This window comes from Marinomonas sp. CT5, from assembly GCF_018336975.1.
Lineage (GTDB): Bacteria > Pseudomonadota > Gammaproteobacteria > Pseudomonadales > Marinomonadaceae > Marinomonas.
The window spans coordinates 2,861,363-2,885,325 of the sequence record NZ_CP025572.1 but is presented as its reverse complement, the minus strand read 5'-3'; the positions used below and the strand labels follow the sequence as shown (position 1 = coordinate 2,885,325).

The window sequence follows — 23,963 nt, the reverse complement described above, 5'->3', positions numbered from 1 at the left end:
TTTTTATTCTGTATCCTCCAATTAAGTGCAAATTGTATCTTTTCCCTTTTGATGAAATGTCTGACCCTGTTTCTCCACTCTTAAATTTGTTGAGGCACTTGGTATGGATATTTCTCATTTATTGACTTCGCACTCAAAAAGTATGGAAGCTTCTTTGGTGCGGGAGTTACTGCATTATAGCCAACAGCCAGACGTTCTGTCCTTAGCTGGTGGTTTGCCAGATGAAAACCTGATGCCAGCTTATCCAGATTTGAAGCAACTAAAGGACAGTCGTCAATATGGCCCAAGTGAGGGTGAAAAAGATCTGCGAGAATGCATTGTGTCTATTGTTGCGGAGCGAGGTCTGGACATCTCTACTGATAACGTATTAATCACCAGCGGCTCGCAACAAGGTTTGGATATTATCAGCCGTTTAGTTTTAGACGAGACCTCGACCATTCTAACGGAACAGCCAACTTATCTGGCTGCGTGTCAGGTGTTTAAGCTGCAAGGTGCGAATGTTCAGGATGTCTTATCTGATGCTGACGGTATGTCCGTTTCCGCCTTGCGTGATGCGATCGAAAAATACCATCCGAAAGCGGTTTATTTGATTCCTAATTTTCAGAATCCGGCAGGGCATTGCTATAGTGCGAAACGTCGACGAGAGATTGCGGCTTTGCTTGATGAGAAAAATATACTACTCATTGAAGATGACCCATATCGTGATCTTTGTTATGACAATGTTGATCTGACACCGATTTCAACGTTAATAAAACAAGCGCCTTGGTTGTATATGGGAAGCTTTTCTAAGGTGTTGTGGCCAGGGTTAAGGACAGGGTATATCGTTTCCTGTGTAGATTTTTTTCCCTATCTAGTTAAAGTAAAACAAGCGGTTGATCTTCACACTAATCGTCTTGGACAAAGTATGATTACTCAGTTTTTTCAGTCTGGGCAATATCCCGATCACGTTATCAAGTTACAAAAAGCCTATAAAGAGAAGAGAGATGTGATGGCTGAGGCTTTAAGTAAAGAACTCGGTGGGCTGGTTGAATATTCGTTACCCGCTGGCGGTATGTTTTTCTGGGTAAGACTTCCAGCTGGTGTTTCGTCGCAGCTTGTGTTGACAGAAGCTTTGAAGGATAAAGTGCTCGTTCTTCCTGGAATACCTTTTTTTCCTTGTAAGAGTCCTCTTGAAGACTCATTTCTACGGTTGAGTTTTGCGCGTGTTTCACCTGCACAAATCCAGCAGGCAACTGTTGTGCTGGCTAAAGTAATTCGACAGCTTATCCCGTAAGCTACCTCTTCGTCATTGGCTGGTTTATCGCACCTCCATGAAATTTTGTGATGGTAAGTCCTGAATTTAAATGTATTTATGTTGGGCTAGCAGTTCCTTCTTTTTAGGGGACACGTTAGAATCTCACTTTTATGACTGTATAGAATAGGAATATGTAATGGGCAGAGCCTTTCAAAACCGCAAAGAGTCCATGGCAAAAACGTCTGATCAAAAAGCCAAGGTTTACAGTAAGTACGGCCGTGAGATTTATGTTTGCGCGAAATCCGGTGGTATTGATCCTAATGGTAATTTGGCACTACGTTCTCTGATTGACCGAGCTAAAAAAGATCAGGTGCCAACTCACGTTATCGACAAAGCGATTGATAAGGCGAAAGGTGGCGGTGGAGAAGACTTTGATACAGCTCGTTATGAAGGTTTTGGTCCAGGTAATACTATGGTTATCGTGGATTGCTTGTCTGATAATCCAAACCGTACCTTTGGTGACGTACGCACTTGCTTCAACAAAGTAAAATGTAAGATCGGTAGTCAGGGCAGTGTGAGCCACATGTTTGACCACAGTGCTATTTTTGTTTTTGCAGGTACTGATGAGGAAGCAGTATTAGAAGCTTTGATGATGGCGGATGTTGATGTCACTGATATTGAGCTGGAAGATGGGAAAGTGACCGTTTTTGCACCACATACTGATTATAATAAGGCTAAAACAGCATTGACGGATGCGTTTGGTGAAATTGACTTTGATGTTGATGAAATTCAGTTTGTTGCACAAAATATGACTGAAATTCAAGGTGAAGAAGTGGAACAATTTGAGCGCTTCTTGGATCTATTGAATGACTTAGATGATGTTCAGCGCGTTTACCATAACGCCGAATATTAGAATGGAAAGTCCTGGTGAGTTGTCACCAGGACTTTTTGCTTTATGAGTGTTGATTCAAAAATGACCAAACCCAAACCTCAGATAAAATCCCCTTGTGTCAATATTTGTCTGCTTAATGATGACGATGTGTGTGTCGGTTGCTACCGAACCGGTAAAGAAATCAGCCAGTGGGGGAGTATGAACAAGGCTTCTCAGCAAGCGGTAATGAAAAAGGTTCGTGAAAGGGAAGCCAAAAGCCATTTTGTTTCTGGCTAACCCTTTTGTTACTTGCCTTAATCTTTATTCTTAAGCTCAATCCATTGCGACATGTATTGCGTACTTTTTAAACTGTGATGGCGTAACATCAAGCCTAAGAAATGCTTTTTTCGCAGGCTTTCTTTTATCTTAACCTGAAGCGTCAACCTGTTAATCAACTTGGGTTCCCATTCTTCTGCTTGATAGCGATCCTGCAAAATTCTATTGCCATTTTGTTGCATCAGCAACCAGCTCTCTTTGTCTTCATAGAGTGATACTGCCGCATCGGCAAAGGTTTCCATATCATCTGTAATCACACCATTCCATGGCAGTTCGCCGTGCATGGACTCCGCGCCAATGTTCGTGGTGATACTTGGTGTTCCCATTTGCATCGCTTCCACTAATTTACCTTTAATGCCAGCGCCAAAACGTAATGGTGCTAAACAGATTCTGGCTTGTTGCATAACGGCGTGAGCGTCTTCAGCCCAGCCTTTTACTAAAAAGCCTTCTTTAGGGTTGTTAAGTTGCGTGGCCTTGGGTGGTGGGTAAGCGCCATAAATATGCATTTCTGCTTTGGGGAGACGTTTGCGAATGTTTGGCCAAATTTCATTTTTTAATTGCAGAACAGCATCCCAGTTTGGGGCGTGGCGAAAGTTGCCGATACTAATAAAGTGTTGTCGTTTTTCAAAATTGAGTAAGGCGTCAGTGTTTTTCGGTTCTGGTAACATAAATGGTAGGTAAAAAACATGCGTTTCTGGTACATGAAATTCGTCGGTAAGTAATTTTGTCTCTACTTCAGAAATCATCAATGTTAAATCGCAGCGATGAATCGCGGCGATTTCGCGAATGCCCTGTTCGCTATAAAGGTCTTCTATTACAAAGTCCTTATTTTGTTTTAATGCGTTGTGTCTGGCTTGTCTTAGCGAATGCAGGTCTTCAGTATTCAGCACACGTAATGATTCAGGGCTGAATTTTTCCACTCTCCAACCAAATTGCTCTTCCATCATGAAGCGATCGAATATGACGATGTCTGGTTTTTTCTCTGAGATGTAATGATCGAATGATGCATTGTTTAGCTCGATATGTTCCGCCTCAATGTTTAACTTTGAAAGGTCTGCCATATGTTCTGTTTGCTGAGCCGGGCTGGCAAATGAGAGCGTCCAGTTCTGTTTATGAAAGCAATTGAGTAATTGCATCATTCTGCTGCCAGCAGCAGAGGAGTTAGGTTCTGGCCAGACGTAGCCGATGACAAGTAGGTGCACGATGTTCTCTTTAAATATAATGTGGGGCTTTTGGTTCTGTATTCTTAGTAGAATCAGGACATATTCGTCTGGCTATTGTATCATGGCGAACAGATTTGTCTTGCCTGCCTCATTATGAAGGGATTGTCAGGTAGGACGTAAGCAAAACATGACGTTGAGAAGATATTATGATCATAAAACCAAAGATTCGTGGATTTATTTGTACAACAACACACCCAGTAGGTTGTGAGCAAAATGTAAGAGAGCAAATTGCTTTTACTAAAAGCAAAGGCGCGATTGAAAACGGCCCTAAAAAAGTACTCGTAATCGGTGCATCAAGTGGTTATGGCTTGTCTTCTCGTATTGCAGCTGCGTTCGGTTCTGGCGCGGCAACAATTGGCGTTTTCTTTGAGAAACCAGGTACTGAAAAGAAAACAGGTACGGCTGGTTGGTATAATGCAGCGGCATTTGATAAAGCAGCCAAAGAAGAAGGCTTGTACGCTAAAAGTATCAATGGGGATGCCTTCTCAAATGAAGCTCGTGATAAAGTGATTGAGTTGATCAAAGAGGATCTTGGTCAAGTTGATATGGTGGTTTACTCTTTGGCTTCACCCGTTCGTAAAATGCCAGAGACTGGCGAGGTTGTTCGCTCTGTTCTTAAGCCAATTGGTCAGCCATACCGTTCTACTGCAATTGATACCAACAAAGACGTGATCATTGAGGCAGAAATTGAGCCTGCGACTCAAGAAGAAATTGATGCAACGACTACTGTTATGGGTGGACAGGATTGGGAGCTTTGGATGTCTGCTTTGCAAGAAGCGGGTGTTTTGGCTGAGGGTGTTCGTACAGTTGCTTATTCTTACATCGGCTCTGATATCACTTGGCCAATTTATTGGCATGGTGCGCTAGGTAAGGCGAAAGAAGACTTAGATCGTGCTTCTGCTGCTATTGATGCTCAGTTAGCTAAGATAGGTGGTGGTGCCAATGTTGCTGTATTGAAGTCTGTTGTCACGCAAGCTTCTTCTGCGATTCCTGTTATGCCTCTGTACTTGGCGATGGTCTTTAAGGTGATGCGCGAAAAAGGCCTTCATGAAGGCTGTATGGATCAAATCTATCGTATGTTTGCTGAACGTTTGTATAACAATAACAATCCAGCTGAATTGACAGATGATCAAAATCGTCTGCGTTTAGATGATTGGGAATTACGTGACGATGTGCAGCAAGCTTGTCGTGATCTTTGGCCTCAAATTAACGATGCAAATTTGTTTGCTGAAACAGACTACCAACTTTACAAAGATGAGTTTTTGAAACTATTTGGCTTTGGTGTTGATGGTGTTGATTACGAAGCTGAAGCTGAGCCTGAAGTGGAATTTGAAGTTATTACTCTTTAGGTTATAGTAAAGTAACAAAAAAGGAGTTCAGGCTTAGCTTGAGCTCCTTTTTTTATGTGTTTTTATCTCTTATAGTGGAGATATTCGTGTATTGGGGTGCTTATGAAGTATTTGTTCGTGTTGTTTTTCTTCCTTCCGCTATCTGTGATAGCTCAGAAAGTTGAGTTGCAGCCTGTTGATATCATCTATGGTAATAACGTAATTCGAGGTAAGCACCAAGTTGTTGTTGATTCTAAAGAGCAGGTGGCAGTGATTCCTGTCGACAAAACAAAGTCGAATATCGCTCCTAATATTGTGATAACAGCGGAGGGCAAAGGTATGTCTTATTTGGAAGAGAATGCTATTGCTGAACGCGAACAGGCAATTTATGACGAGGTGAATAAGCGAACTGAAGAAGCGCCTTTTACCGTGCTTTTTACTGGAAATATCCCCGAAGATATTGAAGCTAAGCGCCTTAGGATGATGCCTGAAATTGGTATTTTTGGTGATCAAGTGAAAGGTGAGAAGGTTTCAAAAGAGAATGCATCCTTGGAAACAGCTGGTCCAGATGTTGGTGATTTTTCACCTATTGGCAAAGGCGTCACGCCAGCGGCTAATAATGAAACGAAAGCAAATGGCGCGAAAGCCGCTCCGGCTACTGATGAGGATAAGTTGGAAAAATTGATTGGCGGCGGCTAACGTTTCTTTTGTTTTATATTAGAGGCGAGGGTTATTGGGTGAGGTTTCTACCCATCCTTGTTTTGTTAGTTCATTCGGGAACTCTTTGTTATGGATAATGATCTTTGTTGTGTGTGTTGATTGAACTTTGCTTTTAATGAAAGTAATGAAGTCCTGTCTTTTTATCTTTTCTACTCTATCAATCCATTCTTCTTGTAAATTAAAGTTTGGATCTTGTTTCGCTATTTGATGCCATTCATTTAGGGCGTTGTCGCTTAAGTTTTTTGCAGTCATTTTGAGTTGAGTGAGTAGCGAATTTTTCCCTTCTTCAAACTCTTTTAAAGGTAAGGTTTGTAATCTGTCTTTCTGTTCATTTAAAAAGTCTGCTATTGCGTTAATGATAGTGAGGTTGTTTTTGTTTGGAGATTGCACAAGCAGTCCTAAAATAGGGGTATTTCTTATGCTTAGATCTTGTGCTCCAACAATATAGCCAAGTTGTTTGTTTGTTCTGAGCTCGTGGTAAAAGGCACTACTAATGAGTTTTTTAAAGATTGAAAAGTAAGCTTTTTCAGTAATAGAAGTGTTGGTCTTAAGTGACTTCTGTTTCTGGTGGCTGGTGTCTATTAGGGTATAGAGTACAGTGGTGTCATCGCTAGTAGAATCGAATCGGTAGTGATATTTTTGAGGAGACGAAATCTGCTTAGTTTCGATTTCTACTGGTTTTCTTGGTTTTAGGCGTCCAACAAAGCGTTGATATAGTGAGGCCGCTAGTTGTTGCGTTTGCTTTTTGTTTTGGTTTCCTGTGCTATAGCCAACAATGTCAAATTGGTCTCTAGCTGCTTTTATATAAGACTTTAAATCTTTTATAGACAGTTCTTTTAATGCGCCTTCTAGTTGTTCAGTTGTGAAGCTATTTTTTGTGATCAATGTGTTTAGTGCGCTATTGGCAAGGCTATAGGCTTGTCGGCTTTTTTGGTTGCTTAGGTCTTTTTCTAGTTGAGTTTTGGCTTGTTTGAAATTGTTTAGATTTGGAGTAAACAAGAATAATTTGTCAACAAGCCAAGTCATGTAAGTGCTTTGTTTATCTGAATAGCCACTGGTTCTTAATGTGGCTCCATTCGCGTGAGGGTAGAAGCTGTATCCTAATCCTGCAACATATGGGGCGTAAGTGGATTCGCTTATGCTTTCATTAAATAGCCTGCTCCATAATTGATTTAAAAGTGTGTGTTTTGGTGTGTCTGCGGCGTGGTCGAAGCGAATGGCTAGGAAGTTTATCGCAATAGGTTTGCCAAAGCTTGAATCAGATTTGTTCCAAAAACTAAAGCCTTCTTGTTGAAAAACAATGGAGGGAGTTTTGTCTTTTTCGTTGATCAGGTTTAAATGTTCTGGAATGAAGCTATTTCTCTCAGGCAGGCCGACACGAGTGTCTTTTATGGACAGCTTGATGAGATTTATGAAGTTCGAACTGAAGTAGCTGTTTTGATATTCGCTTTTGTACCAGGGTTCAATTTTCCAACTGTCTTTTTGTTTAGCCCACTTCTCGGGAAGTGGTTGGTTGCTGATGACTTGCACTAGAAGATTTTCAGGGGTGAGTTGTTGTAGTAAGTTTTGTACTTGTTTAGGTGAGGCCGCTGAGTCTAAACGGAAGCAACTTAAAATGTCTTTTGTTGGTATATAGAGCATCTTTGCGGATAGGGTCCGAGCAAGGCTTTGAGGATCGACATAATTTTGGTTGTTAAACATTAACTGGCTTAATTTTAGTCCTTCTTCTAGATAAAGCGGATTAATTGGTGAAGATTTTAAGAGGCTAATAGTGGCAAAAAATTGCTTTGCTACTTTGTCTATTTTTTTCATTCCTTCATTGGTTAAGCGTATTTTGACTGTAAACAAGGCGTTGTCGCCATAGTCGTTACTTGTTTTTACTGTTAGGCCATTTATTAGGCCTTCAGATTTTAGTGTGGCATAGAGAGAGCCCTTATTTTCATTGCCTAGAATATAGGATAAATAACGGCTTGGTTGGGTCTTGTAGTTTTGGCTTTGCGCATTGATTTGATAATAAAAATTAATCGTATTGCTGTCGATTAATGGTTTAAGAAATTGAAGCTGTGGTTGCTTCTGTTTTATCAGTTTTGGGTAATGTCTTTCTTCTTTTTTTGGTTTGCTAGGGATAGCTGAAAAGTATTCTTGAGCAAGAGTTGCCATTTGGTTGTAAGGTAAATCTGCAACCATTACTAGCGCCATATTTTCACTAAAATAGTTTTCTTTGTAGAGCTTGAGTAGTTGTTCTCTCAAGGGGTTGTTTGGCCGATCTTTGAGAGTGTCTAGATTGCCAACTGAGAAGTGGCTAAAGGGGTGTTTCGGGTTAATAAGTGTTTTAAATGCCTCGTTACTTCGTCTGCTCTCGTCTTTGAGTTTGGCTTTGTATTCAGAGTCTACGGCGTTTTTTTCCCGTTGAGTAAGTGATTCACTAAGTAACGGCGAGATGAAAAATTGAGAGAATCTATCTAATGCGCCCTCATAGGCGATGGGGTTGATGTCGAAATAAAAGTTGGTGGTATTGGTTGTTGTATATGCATTGTTAGAGCCGCCGTGAGTATTGATATAGTTTTGGTAGTCGCCGGATTCAGGGTATTTTTGGGTGCCTAGAAATAGCATGTGTTCTAGAAAGTGTGCTAGACCTTGTTGGTTCTTGGGATCTTGGAAACTGCCAACGTTAACGGATAAAGAAGCTGAAAAACGCTCGGCTTGAGGGTCACTTACTAGTAGTACTTTTAAGTTGTTGTCGAGTGTTATTAAGTGATAGTTGTTTTTATCTGTTAGGCTTTTGTTAAGTATGCTGATGACTGTGTTGTTCATCTGTATAGTGTTATCTCTAGGTTGATCTTTTAGGTTTGTAGGTGAATCTGTGGCGTGAATCGAAAAAGATGCAAGCGTAGTGAGTAAAAGAATGAAAGATATGAACCGTTGGCATAATTTAATCATGCCAACAGGTTAACTGAAGCAAGTGATTTGATGCAATGGATATGAAGAGACCCATTGCAATTAATATGTAAAGGGCTATTGTGCGTCTAATGATTTTCCATTGGTTGTAAGGCTGTCTTCTCCCATAAGATAAAGATAGAGGGGCATGATTTCTTCGGGTGTTGGGAGTGTGTCTGGGTCCTCTTCTGGGTATGCGCTGGCTCTCATACTTGTTCTTGTTGCGCCAGGGTTGATGGCATTTGCTCTAATATTCGGAGACAGTTCAGCGAGTTCGCTGGAAAATAATTGCATCATGGCTTCGGTCGCAAATTTTGAGATGGCGTAAGCGCCCCAGTTTGCTTTTGCTTTTCGACCAACACCTGAAGAGGTAAAGATAACGGAGGCGTTTTGAGCTCTTTGCATTAAAGGTAGTAATGTTTGAGTGAGTAAGAGCTGGCTTGTTACATTGATGCGCATGACTTTATCAAAAAGTGTTGGGTCATAAGTGGAGATTGGGGTTCTTTCTCCTAAAATTCCAGCGTTATGGAGTATGCCATCTAAGTGACCAAACTCGGCTTCAATGGTGTTGGCTAACTCAATATAATCATGTTCTCCAGCGCCGTCCAAGTTGAGTGGAACAATAGCGGCTTGTGGGAGATGGTGTCTTTCTATGTAATCGTAAACAGCATCGAGTTTTTTGGTTGTGCGGCCTAAGAGTATGACCGTTGCGCCATGCTTTGCATAGGTAATGGCGGCGGCTTTGCCTATACCGTCGCCTGCTCCAGTGACAAGGATTACCTTATCTTTGAGTAATTGGCTTGGGGCTTGATAGTCAAACATATCTCCTCCTTATGCCTTAAATTAGGCGTCTGGCTTTTGGGTGTGCATCATATAATTAACAGATACATCTTTATCGGTAAGTTTGTATGTTTTGGTGAGAGGATTGTAGGTCATTCCTGTCATGTGTTTCACTTCCAATCCAGCTTGTCTTGCGTAATTGTTTAACTCGGCAGGTTGAATGAACTTAGCGTAATCGTGCGTCCCTTTAGGAAGCATTTTTAGAATGTATTCCGCACCCACAATGGCGAAAAGGTAGGCTTTTGGGTTTCTATTGATCGTTGAAAAAAATACATGGCCGCCAGGCTTAGCGAGTTTCATGCAAGCTTTAATGACAGAGGATGGATCTGGGACGTGTTCTAGCATTTCTAGGCAAGTTACAACATCGTATTGACCAGCTTCTCTTTGGGCTATTTCTTCTGCTGTGATTTTTTCGTAATCAATGTCTAGTTTGGATTCTTCTAAGTGAAGTTTAGCTACAGCGAGAGGGGCTTCGCCCATATCGATGCCTTTCACTTGTGCTCCAAGTTTTGCCATTGCCTCTGAAAGTATGCCGCCGCCACAGCCAACATCAATGACTTTTTTGCCTTGTAAGCCTGTAGCTCGCTCATTTATGTAGTTGGTGCGTAGAGGGTTTATATCGTGTAGCGGTTTAAATTCATTCTCTGTGTCCCACCAGCGGCTAGCGAGAGCTTCAAACTTCGCAACTTCGTTAAGATCTACATTGTTTTCTTGTGTGTTTGGCATGTGTCTATTTCCTGTATCTCTGAGAGAAGTGAGAGCCATATTAAGAATGCTAAGTTTAAGCTAGTGGCTTTAAGTGATGGCTTCAATGATGCGTTTAAAAATGTGGGCTTGAAGCGAACTACTTCTAGTATAGCGTCAACTAAGGAGGTGACCAATAGTAAACTTGGTTTGTCTCTGTGGAAATATTTGGGTGTATTGAGTTAGATGGTGCAGATAAGGTGTATGAGAGCGCCTTTTAATTGCCAAGTAGAGAGACAAAACATGTTCCTTTAAGGGGTGTTATTTATTTCCTTATGGTACAATGCGGCGCTTATAAAAAGATATTAGGGAGTCTTTTGACTCCAAGGCATAAGGATCGATTGTATCTATGGGTGAATTAGCCAAAGAAATTATTCCCGTCAGTATCGAAAATGAACTTAAGGGATCTTACCTAGATTATGCAATGAGCGTAATTGTAGGCCGAGCATTACCTGATGTGCGAGACGGGCTAAAACCTGTTCACCGTCGCGTTCTATTTGCGATGAATGAACTTAAAAATGATTGGAATAAACCGTACAAAAAATCGGCGCGTATCGTCGGTGATGTAATCGGTAAATATCACCCACATGGTGATTCTGCTGTATACGATACGATTGTTCGTATGGCGCAACCATTCTCAATGCGTTACACCTTGGTCGATGGTCAAGGTAACTTCGGTTCTGTCGATGGCGACAGTGCTGCAGCAATGCGTTATACCGAAATCCGAATGGAAAAAATCTCTCACCATCTTTTGATGGATTTAGAGAAAGAAACCGTTGATTTTGTGCCTAACTATGATGGCACGGAATTTATGCCAGAAGTATTGCCTGCTCGTGTCCCTGGGTTGTTAGTGAACGGCTCGGCGGGTATTGCAGTAGGTATGGCTACTAATATCCCACCTCATAATCTTGGTGAAATTATTGATGGTTGTTTAGCGGTTATTGATAATGCCGACATTACTATTGATGAACTCATTGATCATATACCAGGGCCAGACTTCCCAACAGGGGCGTTCATTAATGGTCGTGCTGGTATTATTGAAGCTTACAAAACCGGTCGTGGCCGCATTTATATGCGCGCTCGCCATCATTTTGAAGACATGGAAAAAGGCAATCGCCAATCCATCGTCTTTACTGAGATTCCATACCAGTTAAACAAAGCAAAAGTGATTGAAAAAATTGCTGAGCTAGTGAAAGAGAAAAAACTGGAAGGTATCAGCGAGCTGCGTGATGAGTCCGATAAAGACGGTATGCGTATTGTTATCGAGCTGCGTCGTGGTGAAAATCCAGAAGTAGTTGTAAATAATATCTTTTCACAAACTCAATTGCAGTCTGTGTTTGGTATGAATATGGTGGCCTTGGTTGATGGTCGTCCTCAATTACTGAACCTGAAACAAATTCTTGAGTGTTTTGTCAAACACCGTCGAGAAGTGGTTACTCGTCGTACTATTTTTGAACTTCGTAAGGCGCGTGAGCGTGGTCATATCCTTGAAGGTTTGGCTGTCGCTTTGGCGAATATTGATCGTGTTATTGAGCTGATTCGTACCTCTCCAACGTCGGCTGAAGCGAAAGAGAAGTTGGTTGGTGAATCTTGGGATCCAGGCAATGTTGTTGCCATGCTCGAAAGAGCGGGTGCAGATGCATGTCGTCCTGATGACCTAGATGCTGGATTCGGTTTTGTTGATGGCGCTTATCACTTGTCGCCCGATCAGGCTCAAGCCATTTTGGATTTGCGCTTACATCGCTTAACAGGCTTAGAGCACGACAAACTTCTTGGTGAATATAAGTCTCTGATTGAGCTTATTGGCGAGTTATTGAACATTCTTTCTGATCCAAATCGTTTGATGGAAGTGATTCGTGAGGAACTAGAGGAAGTTAAAGAAACGTTCGGCGATCCTCGTCGTACAGAGATCTTGACGTCGCGTCAGGATTTAACCATTGCGGATTTGATAGACGAAGCGCCAATGGTGGTTACGATTTCTAATACGGGTTATGCGAAATCTCAACCTTTGGTCGATTACCAAGCTCAACGTCGCGGCGGTCGTGGTAAATCTTCTGCCAGCATGAAAGACGAAGATCATATTGAACATCTACTAGTAACAAGTAGCCATGACACCATTATGCTTTTCAGTAATTTTGGTAAAGTGTACTGGTTGCGTGTGTTTGAAATTCCTGTTGCTAGTCGAAGTGCGAAAGGTCGCCCAATCGTTAACCTTCTACCATTGAGTGAAGGCGAGTCTATTTCTGCCTTGTTGCCATTGCCTGTTGTTGAGTCTTCTGATGCTGACTCAGAGACAGATGAAGGGGTGGCGGAAGACTCAGCCGTAGAAGCTAGTAGCTACATCTTTATGGCTACAGCAAACGGAACCGTTAAGAAGACAGCAATGCAGCATTTTGCTCGTCCACGCTCAACTGGGTTGATTGCTTTGAGTCTAGATGAGACAGATGAGTTAGTTGGTGTCTCTGTGACGAATGGTGATAACGACATTATGTTGGTTTCATCTTCTGGTAAAACAATCCGCTTTAAAGAATCTGATGTTCGTGCAATGGGCCGAACTGCGGCTGGTGTGCGCGGGATTCGTTTAGGTGAAGATGCCAAGGTTGTTTCGCTTATTGTTCCTCAGGACGGTTTAGCGGTACTGATGGCCTGTGAAAATGGCTATGGCAAGCGTACTTTGGTTGAAGACTTCCCTGTGTATGGACGTGGTGGTCAAGGTGTTATCGGTATTCAGGTTTCTGAGCGTAACGGTCCTGTTGTTGGGGCGGCTCAAGTGGATGAAACGGATGAAATCATCTTGATTACTGATCAAGGTACTTTGGTGCGTACTCGCGTGACAGAAGTGTCATGTCAAGGGCGAAACACTCAGGGTGTTACTTTGATTCGTCTGACAAATGATGAGCATTTGGTTGGTATCGAGCGTGTTGTTGAGGATGATGAAGAAGATATAGAGATTGAAGAGGCGGCCGAAGCGGCTGTTGAACAGTCGCCAGATAATGGTGATGAATCTCCAGATGTCCTTGATACAGACGTGGAATAGAAAATAAAGCGACGCACCTAGGTGCGTCGCTTTTGTTGTAGATAGATCCTGAAAATACTAGAGGTAATAGGCAGGATGAGCCGAGTATATAATTTTTGTTCTGGTCCAGCAGCGCTTCCTGAAGCGGTTCTAAAAAAAGCACAGGCCGAAATGCTTGATTGGCATGGTGCAGGTGTTTCTGTTATGGAAATGAGTCACCGTAGTTCTGAGTTTATGTCTATTTTGGCATCCGCTAAAGCCCGTTTGGCGCGTTTGTTGGATATTAATGATGACTATGAAATCCTGTTTGTACAGGGCGGCGCATCGACTCTTTTCTCTCAAATTCCAGCAAACTTGGTGAATGGTTTTGATTCGGCTTGTTATTTGGATACAGGGGCATGGTCTTCAAAGGCCATTAAAGAGGCTAAGCGATACACTAATGTTAAAGTGGTGGGCTCTTCAAAAGAACAGAATTACACAACGGTTCCTGATTTTTCATCCCTAGAGTTGGATGAAAGTGCGGCTTATTTACATCTTTGTCCAAATGAGACTATTGGTGGTCTTGAGTTTGCTGATTTGCCAGAAACGAAGTTGCCTATTATTGCTGATTTATCGTCAACTATTTTATCTCGTAAAATTGATGTGAGTAAATATGGCGTTATTTACGCGGGTGCCCAAAAGAACGTTGGGCCTGCCGGTGTGGTTATCTGTATTGTTCGCAAGGATTTGTTGGTGCGTAGTGATGATTCCGTGCCTGCTATTTGGAACTTTGACAACTTAGCAGCAAATGATTCAATGATTAATACACCGCCAACTTTTGCCATCTACCTAGCTGACTTGGTTTTTGAGTGGTTGGAAGAGCAGGGTGGTGTTGAAGCGATTGAAGCGGTTAACATTCGTAAAGCGCAAGCCTTGTATGACTACATTGACTCTAGTGATTTTTATTCAAACCCGGTAGATCCTGCATACCGATCTCGCATGAATGTGCCATTCATTTTGGCTGATCAATCTCTTGAATCTCTCTTCCTAAAAGAATCTGAGGCGGCTGGTCTGCGTACCTTGGCTGGACATCGTTCTGTTGGTGGTATGCGTGCCAGTATTTACAACGCAATGCCAATGGAAGGGGTTGAGGCTTTAATTGAGTTTATGCGCGGTTTTGAGCAGCGTCACGGATAATACATTTTAGAGTCAGTAACCTCTACGGATATTTATTAACATGTCAAATTCAAAACAAGCAGTGCCAGATACACTGCCTTTATTGCGTGACCGTATAGACGCGATAGATTCACAAATACAATTGTTGATTAATGAGCGAGCGGCATGTGCTCAGAAAGTCGCTGAAGTGAAATTGGCTGAGCTGGGCGACGAAGATGTTGTCTTTTATCGACCTGAACGTGAAGCTCAGGTTTTGCGCAGAGTCATGGAGCGTAATGAAGGGCCTTTGGGTAACGAGGAAATGGCGAAGATTTTTCGTCAGGTTATGTCTTCATGTTTAGCGCTTGAAAAACCAATGCGTATCGCATTCCTTGGACCTGAAGGTACATTTACTCAGCAAGCCGCGTTGAAACATTTTGGCAAGTCTATTTTGAGTGCCCCTATGGCGGCAATTGATGAAGTCTTTCGTGAAGTGGAGTCTGGTGCGGCAAATTATGGCGTCGTCCCTGTTGAGAACTCAACAGAGGGCGTGGTTAATCATACCCTTGATAGCTTTCGTGATTCACGTCTAAAAATATGTGGTGAAGTGGAAGAGCGAATTCATCATCACTTGTTGGTCAGCCCAAATATTAACGCTGAAGATGTTACTCATATTTATTCTCACCAGCAGTCTTTAGCGCAATGTCGAGCTTGGTTGGATCGTTACTGGCCGCATGCTGAACGCATTGCTGTTAGTTCAAATGCTGAGGCGGCTCGTCTGGTAGCGGAAGCAGGTCGAAGTGGTCGTGCTATTGCGGCGATTGCAGGGGAAGTGGCTTGTGAACTGTATGGTTTGCTAAAGGTGTCTGCAAATATTGAAGATAGGCCTGATAATACAACTCGATTTTTGATAGTGGGTAATCAGGATGTTCCGCCAAGTGGTAAGGATAAAACGTCACTGCTTATTAGTGCGAAAAATGAGCCCGGTGCTTTGTATCATTTGCTAGAGGCTTTTGAGCGTCATGGTGTTGATATGACGCGCTTGGAAACGCGCCCTTCATTAATGAGTCGTTGGGGTTATATATTTTATATTGACTTCATTGGACATCATTTGGATGAAGATTGTCTCGCCGTAATAGATGAGTTGCGTGAGCGAGCGTCGGAAGTGAAGGTGCTGGGTTCGTATCCTGTCGCCGTACTATAGCAATTATATAAGAGTGTTGTACTTTGACTGGTGGAAGTGATTTGCAGTCGTCTGTTGATATGGCGTCTCGAGAAAAAAAGAAGTTTGGCAATGTCATGATTATTGGTCTTGGCATGATTGGCGGCTCATTTGCTAAAGCATTGAAAGAGCGTGGCTTGGCAACACTGTTTGGTGCTGACCGCCGTGAGGGGGAATTGTCGCTAGGTGTTTCTACCGGTGTGATAGATTATCCTGCTGAGATATCTGCTGAGTTTATATCTAAAATGGATGTGATTGTGCTGGCTACTCCGGTCAGGGCGATGGAGTCTGTTTTAACGGATATAAAGCCTTTCTTGTCTGAGCATACGCTTGTTACCGATGTGGGCTCGACAAAAGGAAGTGTGGTCGAAGCGGTTCGTCGCGTGTTTGGTTATGTGCCAACAAACTTTATCCCAGGCCATCCTATTGCGGGGGCTGAGAAAAGTGGAGTTCTGGCATCTAACTCATTGCTTTTTGAAAAGCATATGGCAATAGTGACGCCCTTGCCTGATAGTAACCCTACTCTTTTAGACCGACTTCATCGTATTTGGCGAGCGGTTGGTGCCGATGTTGTGAGTATGGATGTTGAGCATCATGACCACGTTTTAGCTTCATCAAGTCATCTTCCACATTTGCTTGCCTATACCCTAGTAGATGCATTGGCAAATGGGGATCGAAGTCAGGATATCTTTAAGTTTGCGGCGGGTGGTTTTCGTGACTTTACTCGAATTGCATCAAGTGACCCTGTTATGTGGCGTGATGTCTTTATGGCCAATAAAGAGGCCACACTTTCGACTCTGGATCATTTTACTGACCGTCTTGCCGATATGCGCGCTGCAATAGAGCAGGGTGATGGCGCCAGTATGTTTGGGGTTTTTACTCGTGCTAAGTCTGCGCGAGATCATTTTCTTCGGTTGTTGGAGCAGCGTACAATAGGCTCCGTAAAAGAAGTTAGGCCTGTCTCTGTTTCTGTTTTGCCTGCCTCTTCCATTAATGGTGATATTTCTTTGTTGGGTGACAAATCTCTGTCACATAAAGTGATTACCATAGCGGCGCTTTCTGAAGGTGTAAGTGAAATAAAGAATGTCGATCTGACAGGTGATGTGCGGATTACTATGCAGGCTTTCCGTGATATGGGGGTTGTGATTGAGGAGGCGTCAGCTGATCATTTGCGAGTCCATGGTGTTGGTCTTCGTGGACTTAAGGCACCAATTGCACCAATTAATGTGCATCAATCTCGGGAGAGTTTGTACTTATTGTTGCCTGTATTGGCTGGCCAATCGTTTCCCGTGACGGTTGTTGCTGAAGATGGCCTGCTCAATCAATCGATGAAAGAACTGTTTTCATTGGTTCGAGTGATGGGGGGAGAGGTCATCTCTGAGATGGCGGATTGTCTGCCTGTTAGTCTTGTTCCGGGTGAGCCAAAAAATGTATCCGTAGAGTTAATATCTGGTTCGGATCGTTTACGTATGTCGGCGTTTTTGGCCGCTTTGTATTCGCCGGTTGAAGGCTCTGTGATGACACAGTGGACAAAATTGTCGCACTGCGAGGTTCTGCTGCGCTATTTTGGTGTCAGTGTATTGGATCAACCTGAGGGTTTTAAGCTTCCTGCTGCGCCTTTGGTTAGTGCAGATGTTGTGCTGTCAGGCGATGAGTATGAGTTGTCTTGGTTAGTATTGTTGGCAAACTTATTGCCAGGGTCCGAATTGCAAATTGATAATGCAGGCTTAGATTTTGTATCGTCCGCATTTTTATCGTTTTTACAGTCGATAGGTGCAGATGTGTCGATTCCTGAGAAGGGCGAGCTTGGTTTGTATGAAGGCAGGGTTCAGGCTGGTTTTGCCGAATTAAATTCATTTACTTTGTCCCTGGAGCAGAGTTACCAATTTAGAGATGAGTTGCCTTTGTTGTGTGTGGCGGCGGCTTATGCGAAGGGTAGCAGTGTCATTAAGGGAATTGGCTCCTTGCCTTATTATCACGAAGATAGGGTGTTGGCTTTAGTAGATGCTCTTGGGCAAATGAATATTACCTCTACTTATGAAAATGGTGATTTGACTATCAGCGGTGGTTTGCCATTGGGTGGGGAACTCGATTGTGCGGGCGATGATAAATTAGCGCTGGCTATGTTGGCGTTGGGAGCGCGCAGTCAATCGATGACAAAAGTAAATGATTGCCAAAAATTATTAGAAGAATTTAATGAGTTGGAGAGCGTTACTATGCAGTTAGGTTTTCACTGCACGGTGACGCAATAGTTTTTTAAGAGGAATAGTTATGATCAACCAAAGCCCAGTTATCACGATTGATGGTCCAAGTGGTGCAGGTAAAGGCACTGTAAGTCAATTAATCGCAGAAAAGCTGGGATGGCACATACTTGATAGTGGTGCCTTGTACCGATTGCTTGCGCTGGCTGTCTCGCATCATGGTATGTCTTCAGATGATGTTGAAACCTTAAAGGTTTTGGCTGAGCATCTGGACATACAATTTCAGCAGTCAGAAGAAGGGAAAGTTGAAATTATACTTGAGGGTGAAATTGTTACTCAGGCCATTCGCACTGAAGAGGTGGGTAATTGTGCCTCTAAGCTAGCTGCCATCCCTGAAGTACGTGAGGGTTTGTTGTTGCGTCAGCGTGCTTTTTCGCAAGCGCCTGGTTTGGTGGCGGATGGTCGAGATATGGGGACGGTCGTTTTTCCATCTGCACAAATTAAAGTGTTTTTAACGGCGTCAGCGGAAGAGCGAGCCCAGCGTCGTTTGCAGCAATTGCAGCAAAAAGGTGAAGCTGTTAATCTAGACGAACTTGTCGAAACAATTAAGGAGCGAGATGAGAGAGATGCCAATAGGGCAGTTGCTCCTCTTGTGCCTGCAGCAGGCGCTTTAGTGATAGATAGTACAGATTTGACAATAGAGCAGGTTGTCGAGGAAATTTTTGCTGAAGTAGCAAAAGCGGGTCTCGTATAATCTGTTCTTTTTTGCGTCTACTGTTTTTAGTCTAGAGTGTGCTAAAATAGATTAAATGTTATCCAAGTCGATAAAAGTGCCAGCATGCTTTTATCGCATCATTCAAAAAATTGACCCACATTTGCTGGCAGTGTGGATATGGCCTAGTTCTTTATATAGGTCGACTATATAGGAAATACAATGACTCAAAGCTTCGCAGAACTGTTTGAAGAAAGCCTATTAACCGTCGAAATGGCGCCAGGCTCAATTGTTACTGGTATTGTTGTTGATATTGACAACGAGTGGGTAACTGTTCATGCAGGTCTTAAATCTGAAGGCGTAATTCCTCGTTCTCAGTTCCTAACGGATAATGGTGAGTTTAACTTAAACATCGGTGACGAAGTTAAAGTTGCTCTTGATGCTGTTGAAGATGGCTTCGGTGAGACTAAATTGTCTCGTGAAAAAGCGAAACGTGCAGAGACTTGGTCTGTGCTTGAAAAAGCTTACGAAGAAAACGCCATTGTTCACGGTGTTATCAATGGTAAAGTCAAAGGTGGCTTCACAGTTGATATCGCTAACATCCGTGCTTTCTTGCCAGGCTCTTTGGTAGATGTTCGCCCAATCCGCGATACATCTCATTTAGAAGGTGTGGATCTAGAGTTCAAACTTATTAAGCTTGATCAAAAACGTAACAACGTTGTTGTTTCTCGTCGTGCCGTTATGGAAGCGACTAACAGCGCTGAACGCGAAACATTGCTTGCTTCTCTTGAAGAAGGTCAAGAAGTTAAAGGTATCGTTAAGAACCTTACTGACTACGGTGCTTTCGTTGATCTTGGTGGTGTTGATGGTCTTCTACACATCACTGACATGGCTTGGAAACGCATCAAACACCCAAGCGAAATCATTGCTGTTGGCGATGAAATCGATGTTAAAGTACTTAAGTTTGACCGCGAGCGTAACCGTGTGTCTCTAGGTCTTAAGCAGTTGGGTGAAGATCCATGGGTTGCTATCAAAGCACGTTACCCAGAAAACACGAAAGTAACTGCTAAAGTTACTAACTTGACTGATTACGGTTGCTTCGCAGAACTTGAAGAAGGCGTAGAAGGTCTAGTACACGTTTCTGAAATGGATTGGACTAACAAAAACATTCACCCATCTAAAGTTGTTCAGATCGGTGATGAAGTTGAAGTTATGGTTCTTGACATTGATGAAGAGCGTCGTCGTATTTCTTTGGGTATCAAGCAGTGCACAATGAACCCATGGGAAGAATTCGCTTCTTCTTTCAACAAAGGCGACAAAATCTCTGGCGCAATCAAGTCTATCACTGACTTTGGTGTGTTCATTGGTCTTGACGGTGGTATCGATGGTCTTGTTCACCTATCTGACCTATCTTGGGACGAAACTGGTGAAGAAGCCGTTCGTCAATACAAGAAAGGCGATATGTTAGAAACTGTTGTATTGTCTATCGATGCTGAGCGTGAGCGTATTTCTCTAGGTGTTAAACAACTAGAAGAAGATCCGTTCCTAGCTTTCGTTGCTGAAAACGACAAAGGCACTATCGTTAACGGTACTGTTTCTGAAGTTGATGCGAAAGGTGCAGTAGTTGTACTTGCTGAAGGCGTTGAAGCTACTTTGAAAGTATCTGAAATCAGCCGTGAGCGTGTTGAAGATGCAACAACTGCATTGAAAGAAGGCGACAAAGTAGAAGCAGCGATCATTAATGTTGATCGTAAAGCTCGTACTATTGCTCTTTCTATCAAGCAAAAAGATGCAACTGAAGAAAAAGCAGCGTTGAAATCTCATTCTGAGAAGCAACAAGCTGAAGCTAATGGTCCAACCACTATCGGTGATTTGATCAAAGCGCAACTAGAAAACCAAAACTAAGTTTTTAATTTTTAGTTGTTATAAAAAAGCGGGCTTTAGCCCGCTTTTTTTTGATCTTATTTACTGGAATTTATTGACAGGAAAACTATACACAGAACATGTGGATAACCATGGGTATAGACTCAGTGTATTTTTTCTAGCGTAGTGAGTTGAGTAATTTCTCGGTATCTTCTTCGTTCCAATCTTCTTTTTCTAATAGCTCTTTTAGGGCTTCACTTTTCTGAGCATTATGAAGATTTTTTTGGAATTTTGCGTAATGAAAGTCTTTAATTAGGCGTTCGTCGCTTTTTGAGCGGTAAATTTTGCTGCTAGGTGTGGCTTCTTCTCTGTTCTGGTTGAGAGAGTCGATCTTTTTATAAGTATTAAGGAACTGTTTTTTGTTCATTGCTTGTTCTCTTATTCAACTTCAATTCGAAGTATTTCAAAGTGATCAATTCTTGCGCACCACTTTATATTGAGGTCCCAAAGCGTTATTCCGTGCTCTCTATCCGTCTGTTCTGAAAGGTAGGATGGTCTAGGATCTTGCTCTATGATTTGTTTAATTAAAGTGGTTATTTTTCTTTTGTGCAAACTTTCATAGTCTTCACATTGTGCTTTTGCTAGTTCTGAAAAGATAACTGGCTTTATTTGAGAGGTTGCTTGTGAAGGAGCAAAGCCTCCTTTTGCATCTTCAATATTGTCTGCATAGGGGAGGTAGGGCTTTATATCAAGAACAGGTGTGCCATCCAGTAAATCGGCACCATGTAGGTCAATAAAGGTTTTTTTTCCTTCCTGATAGATGTTGCCAATTTTTACAACAGATAAGCCGATAGGGTTGGGTCTATGGGTTGCTCTTGTTGCGAATACGCCAAGTTTTTTCTTGCCGCCTAAGCGGGGAGGGCGAATTTTGGCTTTCCAATTCTCTGTCATGCAGGCATGGAAAATAAATTGAATCCAAATGTGAGAAAAGCCATCGAGTCCGTCTAATATATCTAACCGACTATAAGGTGGAACAAGTTCTATACGTGCTGTTGCTTCTGACACTAAGCCGGGTTGTCTTGGTATGCCAAATTTTTCCTTGTAACAAGAATGCACTATACCAATAGTGGATAGGGTAAAAGATTGAAGAGGCGGCAACGGAAGTTCCTTTCTTAAAATTCTGCACTAAATGAATAAAACTATTGTGATAGTATACTGTCTAGATGGGTTAGATCGCGATTTATTTAGTGGTCTGCTGTTTGTAATTTTTACCTTTATTAGAGATTAAAAATGTCTTTAGAATTTTATATGAATCAGATAGGTCAGCAAGCTAGGGCGGCTTCTCGCCTTCTTGCTAAAGCATCCACAAAGCAAAAAAATATGGCTCTGTTTGCTATGGCAGACGCTTTGGAGAGTGCTCGACCTCGATTGATAGCAGAGAATGCTAAAGACATGGATAACGGCCGCGATAAGGGGCTGGATTTGGCTTTGTTAGATCGTTTGTTGCTGGATGATAAGCGGATTGACGGTATGATTGAGGGGCTCAAGCAAGTTGCTTCTTTACCGGATCCTATTGGTGAAATATCAGATATGGTGTATTTGCCATCAGGGATTCAGCGTGGTCAGATGCGTGTTCCTTTAGGTGTGATTGGCATTATTTATGAGTCTCGACCTAATGTGACCATTGATGCCGCGAGCTTATGTTTGAAGTCGGGCAATGCAACCATTTTACGTGGTGGTTCTGAAGCCTTTTATTCGAACCAAGCTATTGCGGAAGCCGTTACACAAGGCCTTGTGGCTGCTGGGCTACCTGAATATGCCGTGCAAGTAGTGAATACCACAGACCGTGAGGCGGTTGGGATGCTGATCTCAATGCCTGAATTTGTGGATGTTATTGTTCCTCGAGGTGGTAAAGGGTTGATCGAGCGTATTAGTAAAGATGCTCGTGTACCGGTGATTAAGCACTTAGATGGTAACTGCCATGTTTATATTGATGATGAAGCGGATTTAGAAAAAGCGTTTGCCATTGCGATGAATGCCAAAACGCGTCGATACGGTGTGTGTAATGCCATGGAGTCATTGTTAGTGCATGAAGCCGCGGCTGAAAGCATTTTGCCTAAGTTAGCCTCAGCCTTACAGGCGAAAGGGGTTGTCTTAGTGGGTTGTGATCAGACTCGTACAATCCTTTCTACGATTGATTCGGCTACAGAAGAAGATTGGTATACTGAGTATTTAGCACCTAAGTTGTCCATTAAAATAGTCGCCGATATGGACGAGGCTATTGTGCACATCAATAAATATGGTTCTCATCATACTGACGCTATTGTTTCGCAGAACTATTCGAAAACGCGTGCTTTTATGACAGAGGTGGACTCCTCATCGGTTATGGTGAATGCTTCAACGTCTTTTGCCGATGGCTTTGAATATGGTTTTGGTGCTGAAATTGGTATTTCTACCGATAAAATTCATGCAAGAGGCCCTGTTGGTTTATTAGGGCTAACAAGTCAGAAATACGTTGTGCTTGGTGATGGTCATACTCGTGACAACTAAAGTTAACAATGATGTGAAAGCTTCTGGGTTGGCCATTATGGGGGGAACATTTGACCCTGTTCATAATGGCCATTTAAGAACGGCTGTTGAGATATTAGACCGTTATCATTATTCAACGCTGAAACTAATTCCTTGCTTTCAGCCTGTACATAAAAATAGACCAAGCGTTTTACCTCAACAACGTCTTGATATGGTTAGACTTGCGATATCAGGAGACGCTCGATTAAGTGTCGATTCTCGTGAGATTGATAGGAAAGGCCCAAGCTATAGCATTGACACATTACGGAATCTTCGCTCGGAAATTGGACCTGATGAACCGCTTATTATGGTGTTGGGTATGGACAGTTTTTTGTCACTTCCAACTTGGCATAATTGGCAGCAGATAATCCAGTACGCTCATTTGTTGGTCGTGTCTCGGCCTGGCTGGGAGCCTGATTTAATCTCTGAATTGAGTGGCTTTTGCGAAAACTATCGTGCCGCCTCGTCGCATGAGTTACAATGCGCGCCCTCAGGGCGGGTCTGGTTCGAGACTCTTACCCCTTTGGGGATTTCCTCTAGCATGATTAGATCACTGGCTCGTAAAAACGAGTCAATAGCGTATCTGTTGCCAGAGCCAGTCCAAAAATATATAGAACAACATCAATTATATCGATAGGTAACGTAATTATATGAGTCAACTTAACTTAACAGCAGATCAAATTTTGGCTTTTGCTGTTGAAGCATTGGAAGATGTTAAAGGCGATAAGATCACCGTATTAAATGTAAGTGATCATACAGATATGATGGATTACATGGTGATTTGTACTGGTACCTCAAAGCGCCATGTTAATGCCTTGGGTCAGAATGTCTTTGAACATTTAAAAGGGCAGGGCTTACAGCCGTTAGGCTCAGAAGGGCGCGGTATGGGAAGTGACTGGGTATTGGTGGATTTACATGACGTAGTGGTGCATGTGATGACTGAGGAAGCTCGAGCATTTTATGATCTCGAAAAGCTGTGGGATATTAAACCAGAACAGTTGTAAGGTTCTTTGA

Annotated in this window: 20 protein-coding genes; 14 read left to right on the top strand and 6 right to left on the bottom strand. The window is 42.5% G+C overall.

Annotated features, from left to right (window positions below; translation table 11 throughout):
- The first annotated feature begins 103 nt into the window (after positions 1 to 103).
- From C0J08_RS13615 to C0J08_RS13605, 3 genes are all read left to right on the top strand, one after another.
- The gene (locus tag C0J08_RS13615) at positions 104 to 1,273 is read left to right on the top strand and encodes an aminotransferase-like domain-containing protein (protein WP_212652481.1); all 1,170 of its coding nucleotides are present in this window, start codon (positions 104 to 106) and stop codon (positions 1,271 to 1,273) included.
- Between the two features lie 157 nt (positions 1,274 to 1,430).
- Positions 1,431 to 2,147: a YebC/PmpR family DNA-binding transcriptional regulator gene (locus tag C0J08_RS13610; RefSeq protein WP_212652480.1), complete on the top strand. Its 717-nt coding sequence runs from the start codon at positions 1,431 to 1,433 to the stop codon at positions 2,145 to 2,147.
- A 42-nt stretch (positions 2,148 to 2,189) separates the two neighbouring features.
- Entirely contained in the window at positions 2,190 to 2,402 is a 213-nt protein-coding gene (locus C0J08_RS13605; RefSeq protein WP_249344298.1) for a DUF1289 domain-containing protein, read from the top strand.
- Positions 2,403 to 2,419: 17 nt separating this feature from the next.
- Here the strand turns inward: C0J08_RS13605 and C0J08_RS13600 are convergent, their stop codons facing one another.
- Entirely contained in the window at positions 2,420 to 3,643 is a 1,224-nt protein-coding gene (locus C0J08_RS13600) for a glycosyltransferase (RefSeq protein WP_212652479.1), read from the bottom strand.
- Positions 3,644 to 3,810: 167 nt separating this feature from the next.
- Between C0J08_RS13600 and fabV the strand changes: the two genes are divergently transcribed.
- Both fabV and C0J08_RS13590 read left to right on the top strand, forming a co-directional pair.
- Positions 3,811 to 5,013: an enoyl-ACP reductase FabV gene (gene fabV, locus C0J08_RS13595; protein WP_212652478.1), complete on the top strand. Its 1,203-nt coding sequence runs from the start codon at positions 3,811 to 3,813 to the stop codon at positions 5,011 to 5,013.
- Between the two features lie 102 nt (positions 5,014 to 5,115).
- Positions 5,116 to 5,691 carry a hypothetical protein gene (locus tag C0J08_RS13590; RefSeq protein ID WP_212652477.1) on the top strand — a complete coding sequence of 192 codons (576 nt, stop codon included), beginning with the start codon at positions 5,116 to 5,118 and terminating at the stop codon, positions 5,689 to 5,691.
- Between the two features lie 18 nt (positions 5,692 to 5,709).
- Here the strand turns inward: C0J08_RS13590 and C0J08_RS13585 are convergent, their stop codons facing one another.
- The 3 genes from C0J08_RS13585 to ubiG form a co-directional block, all read right to left on the bottom strand.
- Positions 5,710 to 8,526 carry an insulinase family protein gene (locus C0J08_RS13585; RefSeq protein WP_249344296.1) on the bottom strand — a complete coding sequence of 939 codons (2,817 nt, stop codon included), beginning with the start codon at positions 8,524 to 8,526 and terminating at the stop codon, positions 5,710 to 5,712.
- A gap of 201 nt (positions 8,527 to 8,727) precedes the next feature.
- Positions 8,728 to 9,471 (bottom strand): YciK family oxidoreductase, encoded by a 744-nt coding sequence (locus C0J08_RS13580; RefSeq protein WP_212652475.1) that lies wholly within the window; start codon positions 9,469 to 9,471, stop codon positions 8,728 to 8,730.
- Between the two features lie 21 nt (positions 9,472 to 9,492).
- A complete protein-coding gene (ubiG, locus tag C0J08_RS13575; RefSeq protein ID WP_212652474.1) occupies positions 9,493 to 10,215 on the bottom strand; it encodes a bifunctional 2-polyprenyl-6-hydroxyphenol methylase/3-demethylubiquinol 3-O-methyltransferase UbiG in 723 nt (240 codons plus the stop codon).
- Positions 10,216 to 10,582: 367 nt separating this feature from the next.
- Between ubiG and gyrA the strand changes: the two genes are divergently transcribed.
- The 6 genes from gyrA (at position 10,583) to rpsA (ending at position 20,423) form a co-directional block, all read left to right on the top strand.
- On the top strand, positions 10,583 to 13,270 hold the full coding sequence (gene gyrA, locus C0J08_RS13570) for a DNA gyrase subunit A (RefSeq protein WP_212652473.1): 2,688 nt from the start codon (positions 10,583 to 10,585) through the stop codon (positions 13,268 to 13,270).
- A 75-nt stretch (positions 13,271 to 13,345) separates the two neighbouring features.
- A complete protein-coding gene (gene serC / locus C0J08_RS13565; RefSeq protein WP_212652472.1) occupies positions 13,346 to 14,425 on the top strand; it encodes a 3-phosphoserine/phosphohydroxythreonine transaminase in 1,080 nt (359 codons plus the stop codon).
- 40 nt (positions 14,426 to 14,465) lie between these two features.
- Positions 14,466 to 15,587, top strand: a complete 1,122-nt coding sequence (pheA, locus tag C0J08_RS13560) for a prephenate dehydratase (protein ID WP_212652471.1) — start codon at positions 14,466 to 14,468, stop codon at positions 15,585 to 15,587.
- Positions 15,588 to 15,610: 23 nt separating this feature from the next.
- Positions 15,611 to 17,857 (top strand): bifunctional prephenate dehydrogenase/3-phosphoshikimate 1-carboxyvinyltransferase, encoded by a 2,247-nt coding sequence (locus C0J08_RS13555; protein WP_249344294.1) that lies wholly within the window; start codon positions 15,611 to 15,613, stop codon positions 17,855 to 17,857.
- Positions 17,858 to 17,876: 19 nt separating this feature from the next.
- Entirely contained in the window at positions 17,877 to 18,560 is a 684-nt protein-coding gene (gene cmk, locus C0J08_RS13550; protein ID WP_212652470.1) for a (d)CMP kinase, read from the top strand.
- A 180-nt stretch (positions 18,561 to 18,740) separates the two neighbouring features.
- Positions 18,741 to 20,423, top strand: coding sequence for a 30S ribosomal protein S1 (rpsA, locus tag C0J08_RS13545; RefSeq protein WP_212652469.1), 1,683 nt, complete (start codon positions 18,741 to 18,743; stop codon positions 20,421 to 20,423).
- Between the two features lie 136 nt (positions 20,424 to 20,559).
- Here the strand turns inward: rpsA and C0J08_RS13540 are convergent, their stop codons facing one another.
- Both C0J08_RS13540 and tsaA read right to left on the bottom strand, forming a co-directional pair.
- The gene (locus C0J08_RS13540) at positions 20,560 to 20,808 is read right to left on the bottom strand and encodes a hypothetical protein (RefSeq protein WP_212652468.1); all 249 of its coding nucleotides are present in this window, start codon (positions 20,806 to 20,808) and stop codon (positions 20,560 to 20,562) included.
- Positions 20,809 to 20,819: 11 nt separating this feature from the next.
- Positions 20,820 to 21,539 carry a tRNA (N6-threonylcarbamoyladenosine(37)-N6)-methyltransferase TrmO gene (gene tsaA, locus C0J08_RS13535; protein WP_212652467.1) on the bottom strand — a complete coding sequence of 240 codons (720 nt, stop codon included), beginning with the start codon at positions 21,537 to 21,539 and terminating at the stop codon, positions 20,820 to 20,822.
- Between the two features lie 132 nt (positions 21,540 to 21,671).
- Between tsaA and C0J08_RS13530 the strand changes: the two genes are divergently transcribed.
- From C0J08_RS13530 to rsfS, 3 genes are read left to right on the top strand one after another with little or no spacing between them, the layout of a single operon-like run.
- On the top strand, positions 21,672 to 22,931 hold the full coding sequence (locus C0J08_RS13530; RefSeq protein ID WP_212652466.1) for a glutamate-5-semialdehyde dehydrogenase: 1,260 nt from the start codon (positions 21,672 to 21,674) through the stop codon (positions 22,929 to 22,931).
- Positions 22,921 to 23,586, top strand: coding sequence for a nicotinate-nucleotide adenylyltransferase (gene nadD, locus C0J08_RS13525; RefSeq protein WP_212652465.1), 666 nt, complete (start codon positions 22,921 to 22,923; stop codon positions 23,584 to 23,586). Before C0J08_RS13530 ends, nadD begins: the two co-directional genes overlap by 11 nt.
- Positions 23,587 to 23,599: 13 nt before the next feature.
- Complete coding sequence (gene rsfS, locus C0J08_RS13520) at positions 23,600 to 23,953, top strand: ribosome silencing factor (protein WP_212652464.1); 354 nt, start codon at positions 23,600 to 23,602, stop codon at positions 23,951 to 23,953.
- Positions 23,954 to 23,963 lie beyond the last annotated feature (10 nt).

Coding starts and splice junctions, on each gene's coding strand:
- gyrA (WP_212652473.1), top strand. CDS start 10,583: ATGGGTGAATTAGCCAAAGAAATTATTCCCGTCAGTATCGAAAATGAA.
- C0J08_RS13605 (WP_249344298.1), top strand. CDS start 2,190: ATGAGTGTTGATTCAAAAATGACCAAACCCAAACCTCAGATAAAATCC.
- C0J08_RS13530 (WP_212652466.1), top strand. CDS start 21,672: ATGTCTTTAGAATTTTATATGAATCAGATAGGTCAGCAAGCTAGGGCG.
- C0J08_RS13580 (WP_212652475.1), bottom strand. CDS start 9,471: ATGTTTGACTATCAAGCCCCAAGCCAATTACTCAAAGATAAGGTAATC.
- cmk (WP_212652470.1), top strand. CDS start 17,877: ATGATCAACCAAAGCCCAGTTATCACGATTGATGGTCCAAGTGGTGCA.
- C0J08_RS13590 (WP_212652477.1), top strand. CDS start 5,116: ATGAAGTATTTGTTCGTGTTGTTTTTCTTCCTTCCGCTATCTGTGATA.
- pheA (WP_212652471.1), top strand. CDS start 14,466: ATGTCAAATTCAAAACAAGCAGTGCCAGATACACTGCCTTTATTGCGT.
- serC (WP_212652472.1), top strand. CDS start 13,346: ATGAGCCGAGTATATAATTTTTGTTCTGGTCCAGCAGCGCTTCCTGAA.
- C0J08_RS13540 (WP_212652468.1), bottom strand. CDS start 20,808: ATGAACAAAAAACAGTTCCTTAATACTTATAAAAAGATCGACTCTCTC.
- ubiG (WP_212652474.1), bottom strand. CDS start 10,215: ATGCCAAACACACAAGAAAACAATGTAGATCTTAACGAAGTTGCGAAG.
- C0J08_RS13615 (WP_212652481.1), top strand. CDS start 104: ATGGATATTTCTCATTTATTGACTTCGCACTCAAAAAGTATGGAAGCT.
- rsfS (WP_212652464.1), top strand. CDS start 23,600: ATGAGTCAACTTAACTTAACAGCAGATCAAATTTTGGCTTTTGCTGTT.
- C0J08_RS13585 (WP_249344296.1), bottom strand. CDS start 8,526: ATGAACAACACAGTCATCAGCATACTTAACAAAAGCCTAACAGATAAA.
- rpsA (WP_212652469.1), top strand. CDS start 18,741: ATGACTCAAAGCTTCGCAGAACTGTTTGAAGAAAGCCTATTAACCGTC.
- fabV (WP_212652478.1), top strand. CDS start 3,811: ATGATCATAAAACCAAAGATTCGTGGATTTATTTGTACAACAACACAC.
- C0J08_RS13610 (WP_212652480.1), top strand. CDS start 1,431: ATGGGCAGAGCCTTTCAAAACCGCAAAGAGTCCATGGCAAAAACGTCT.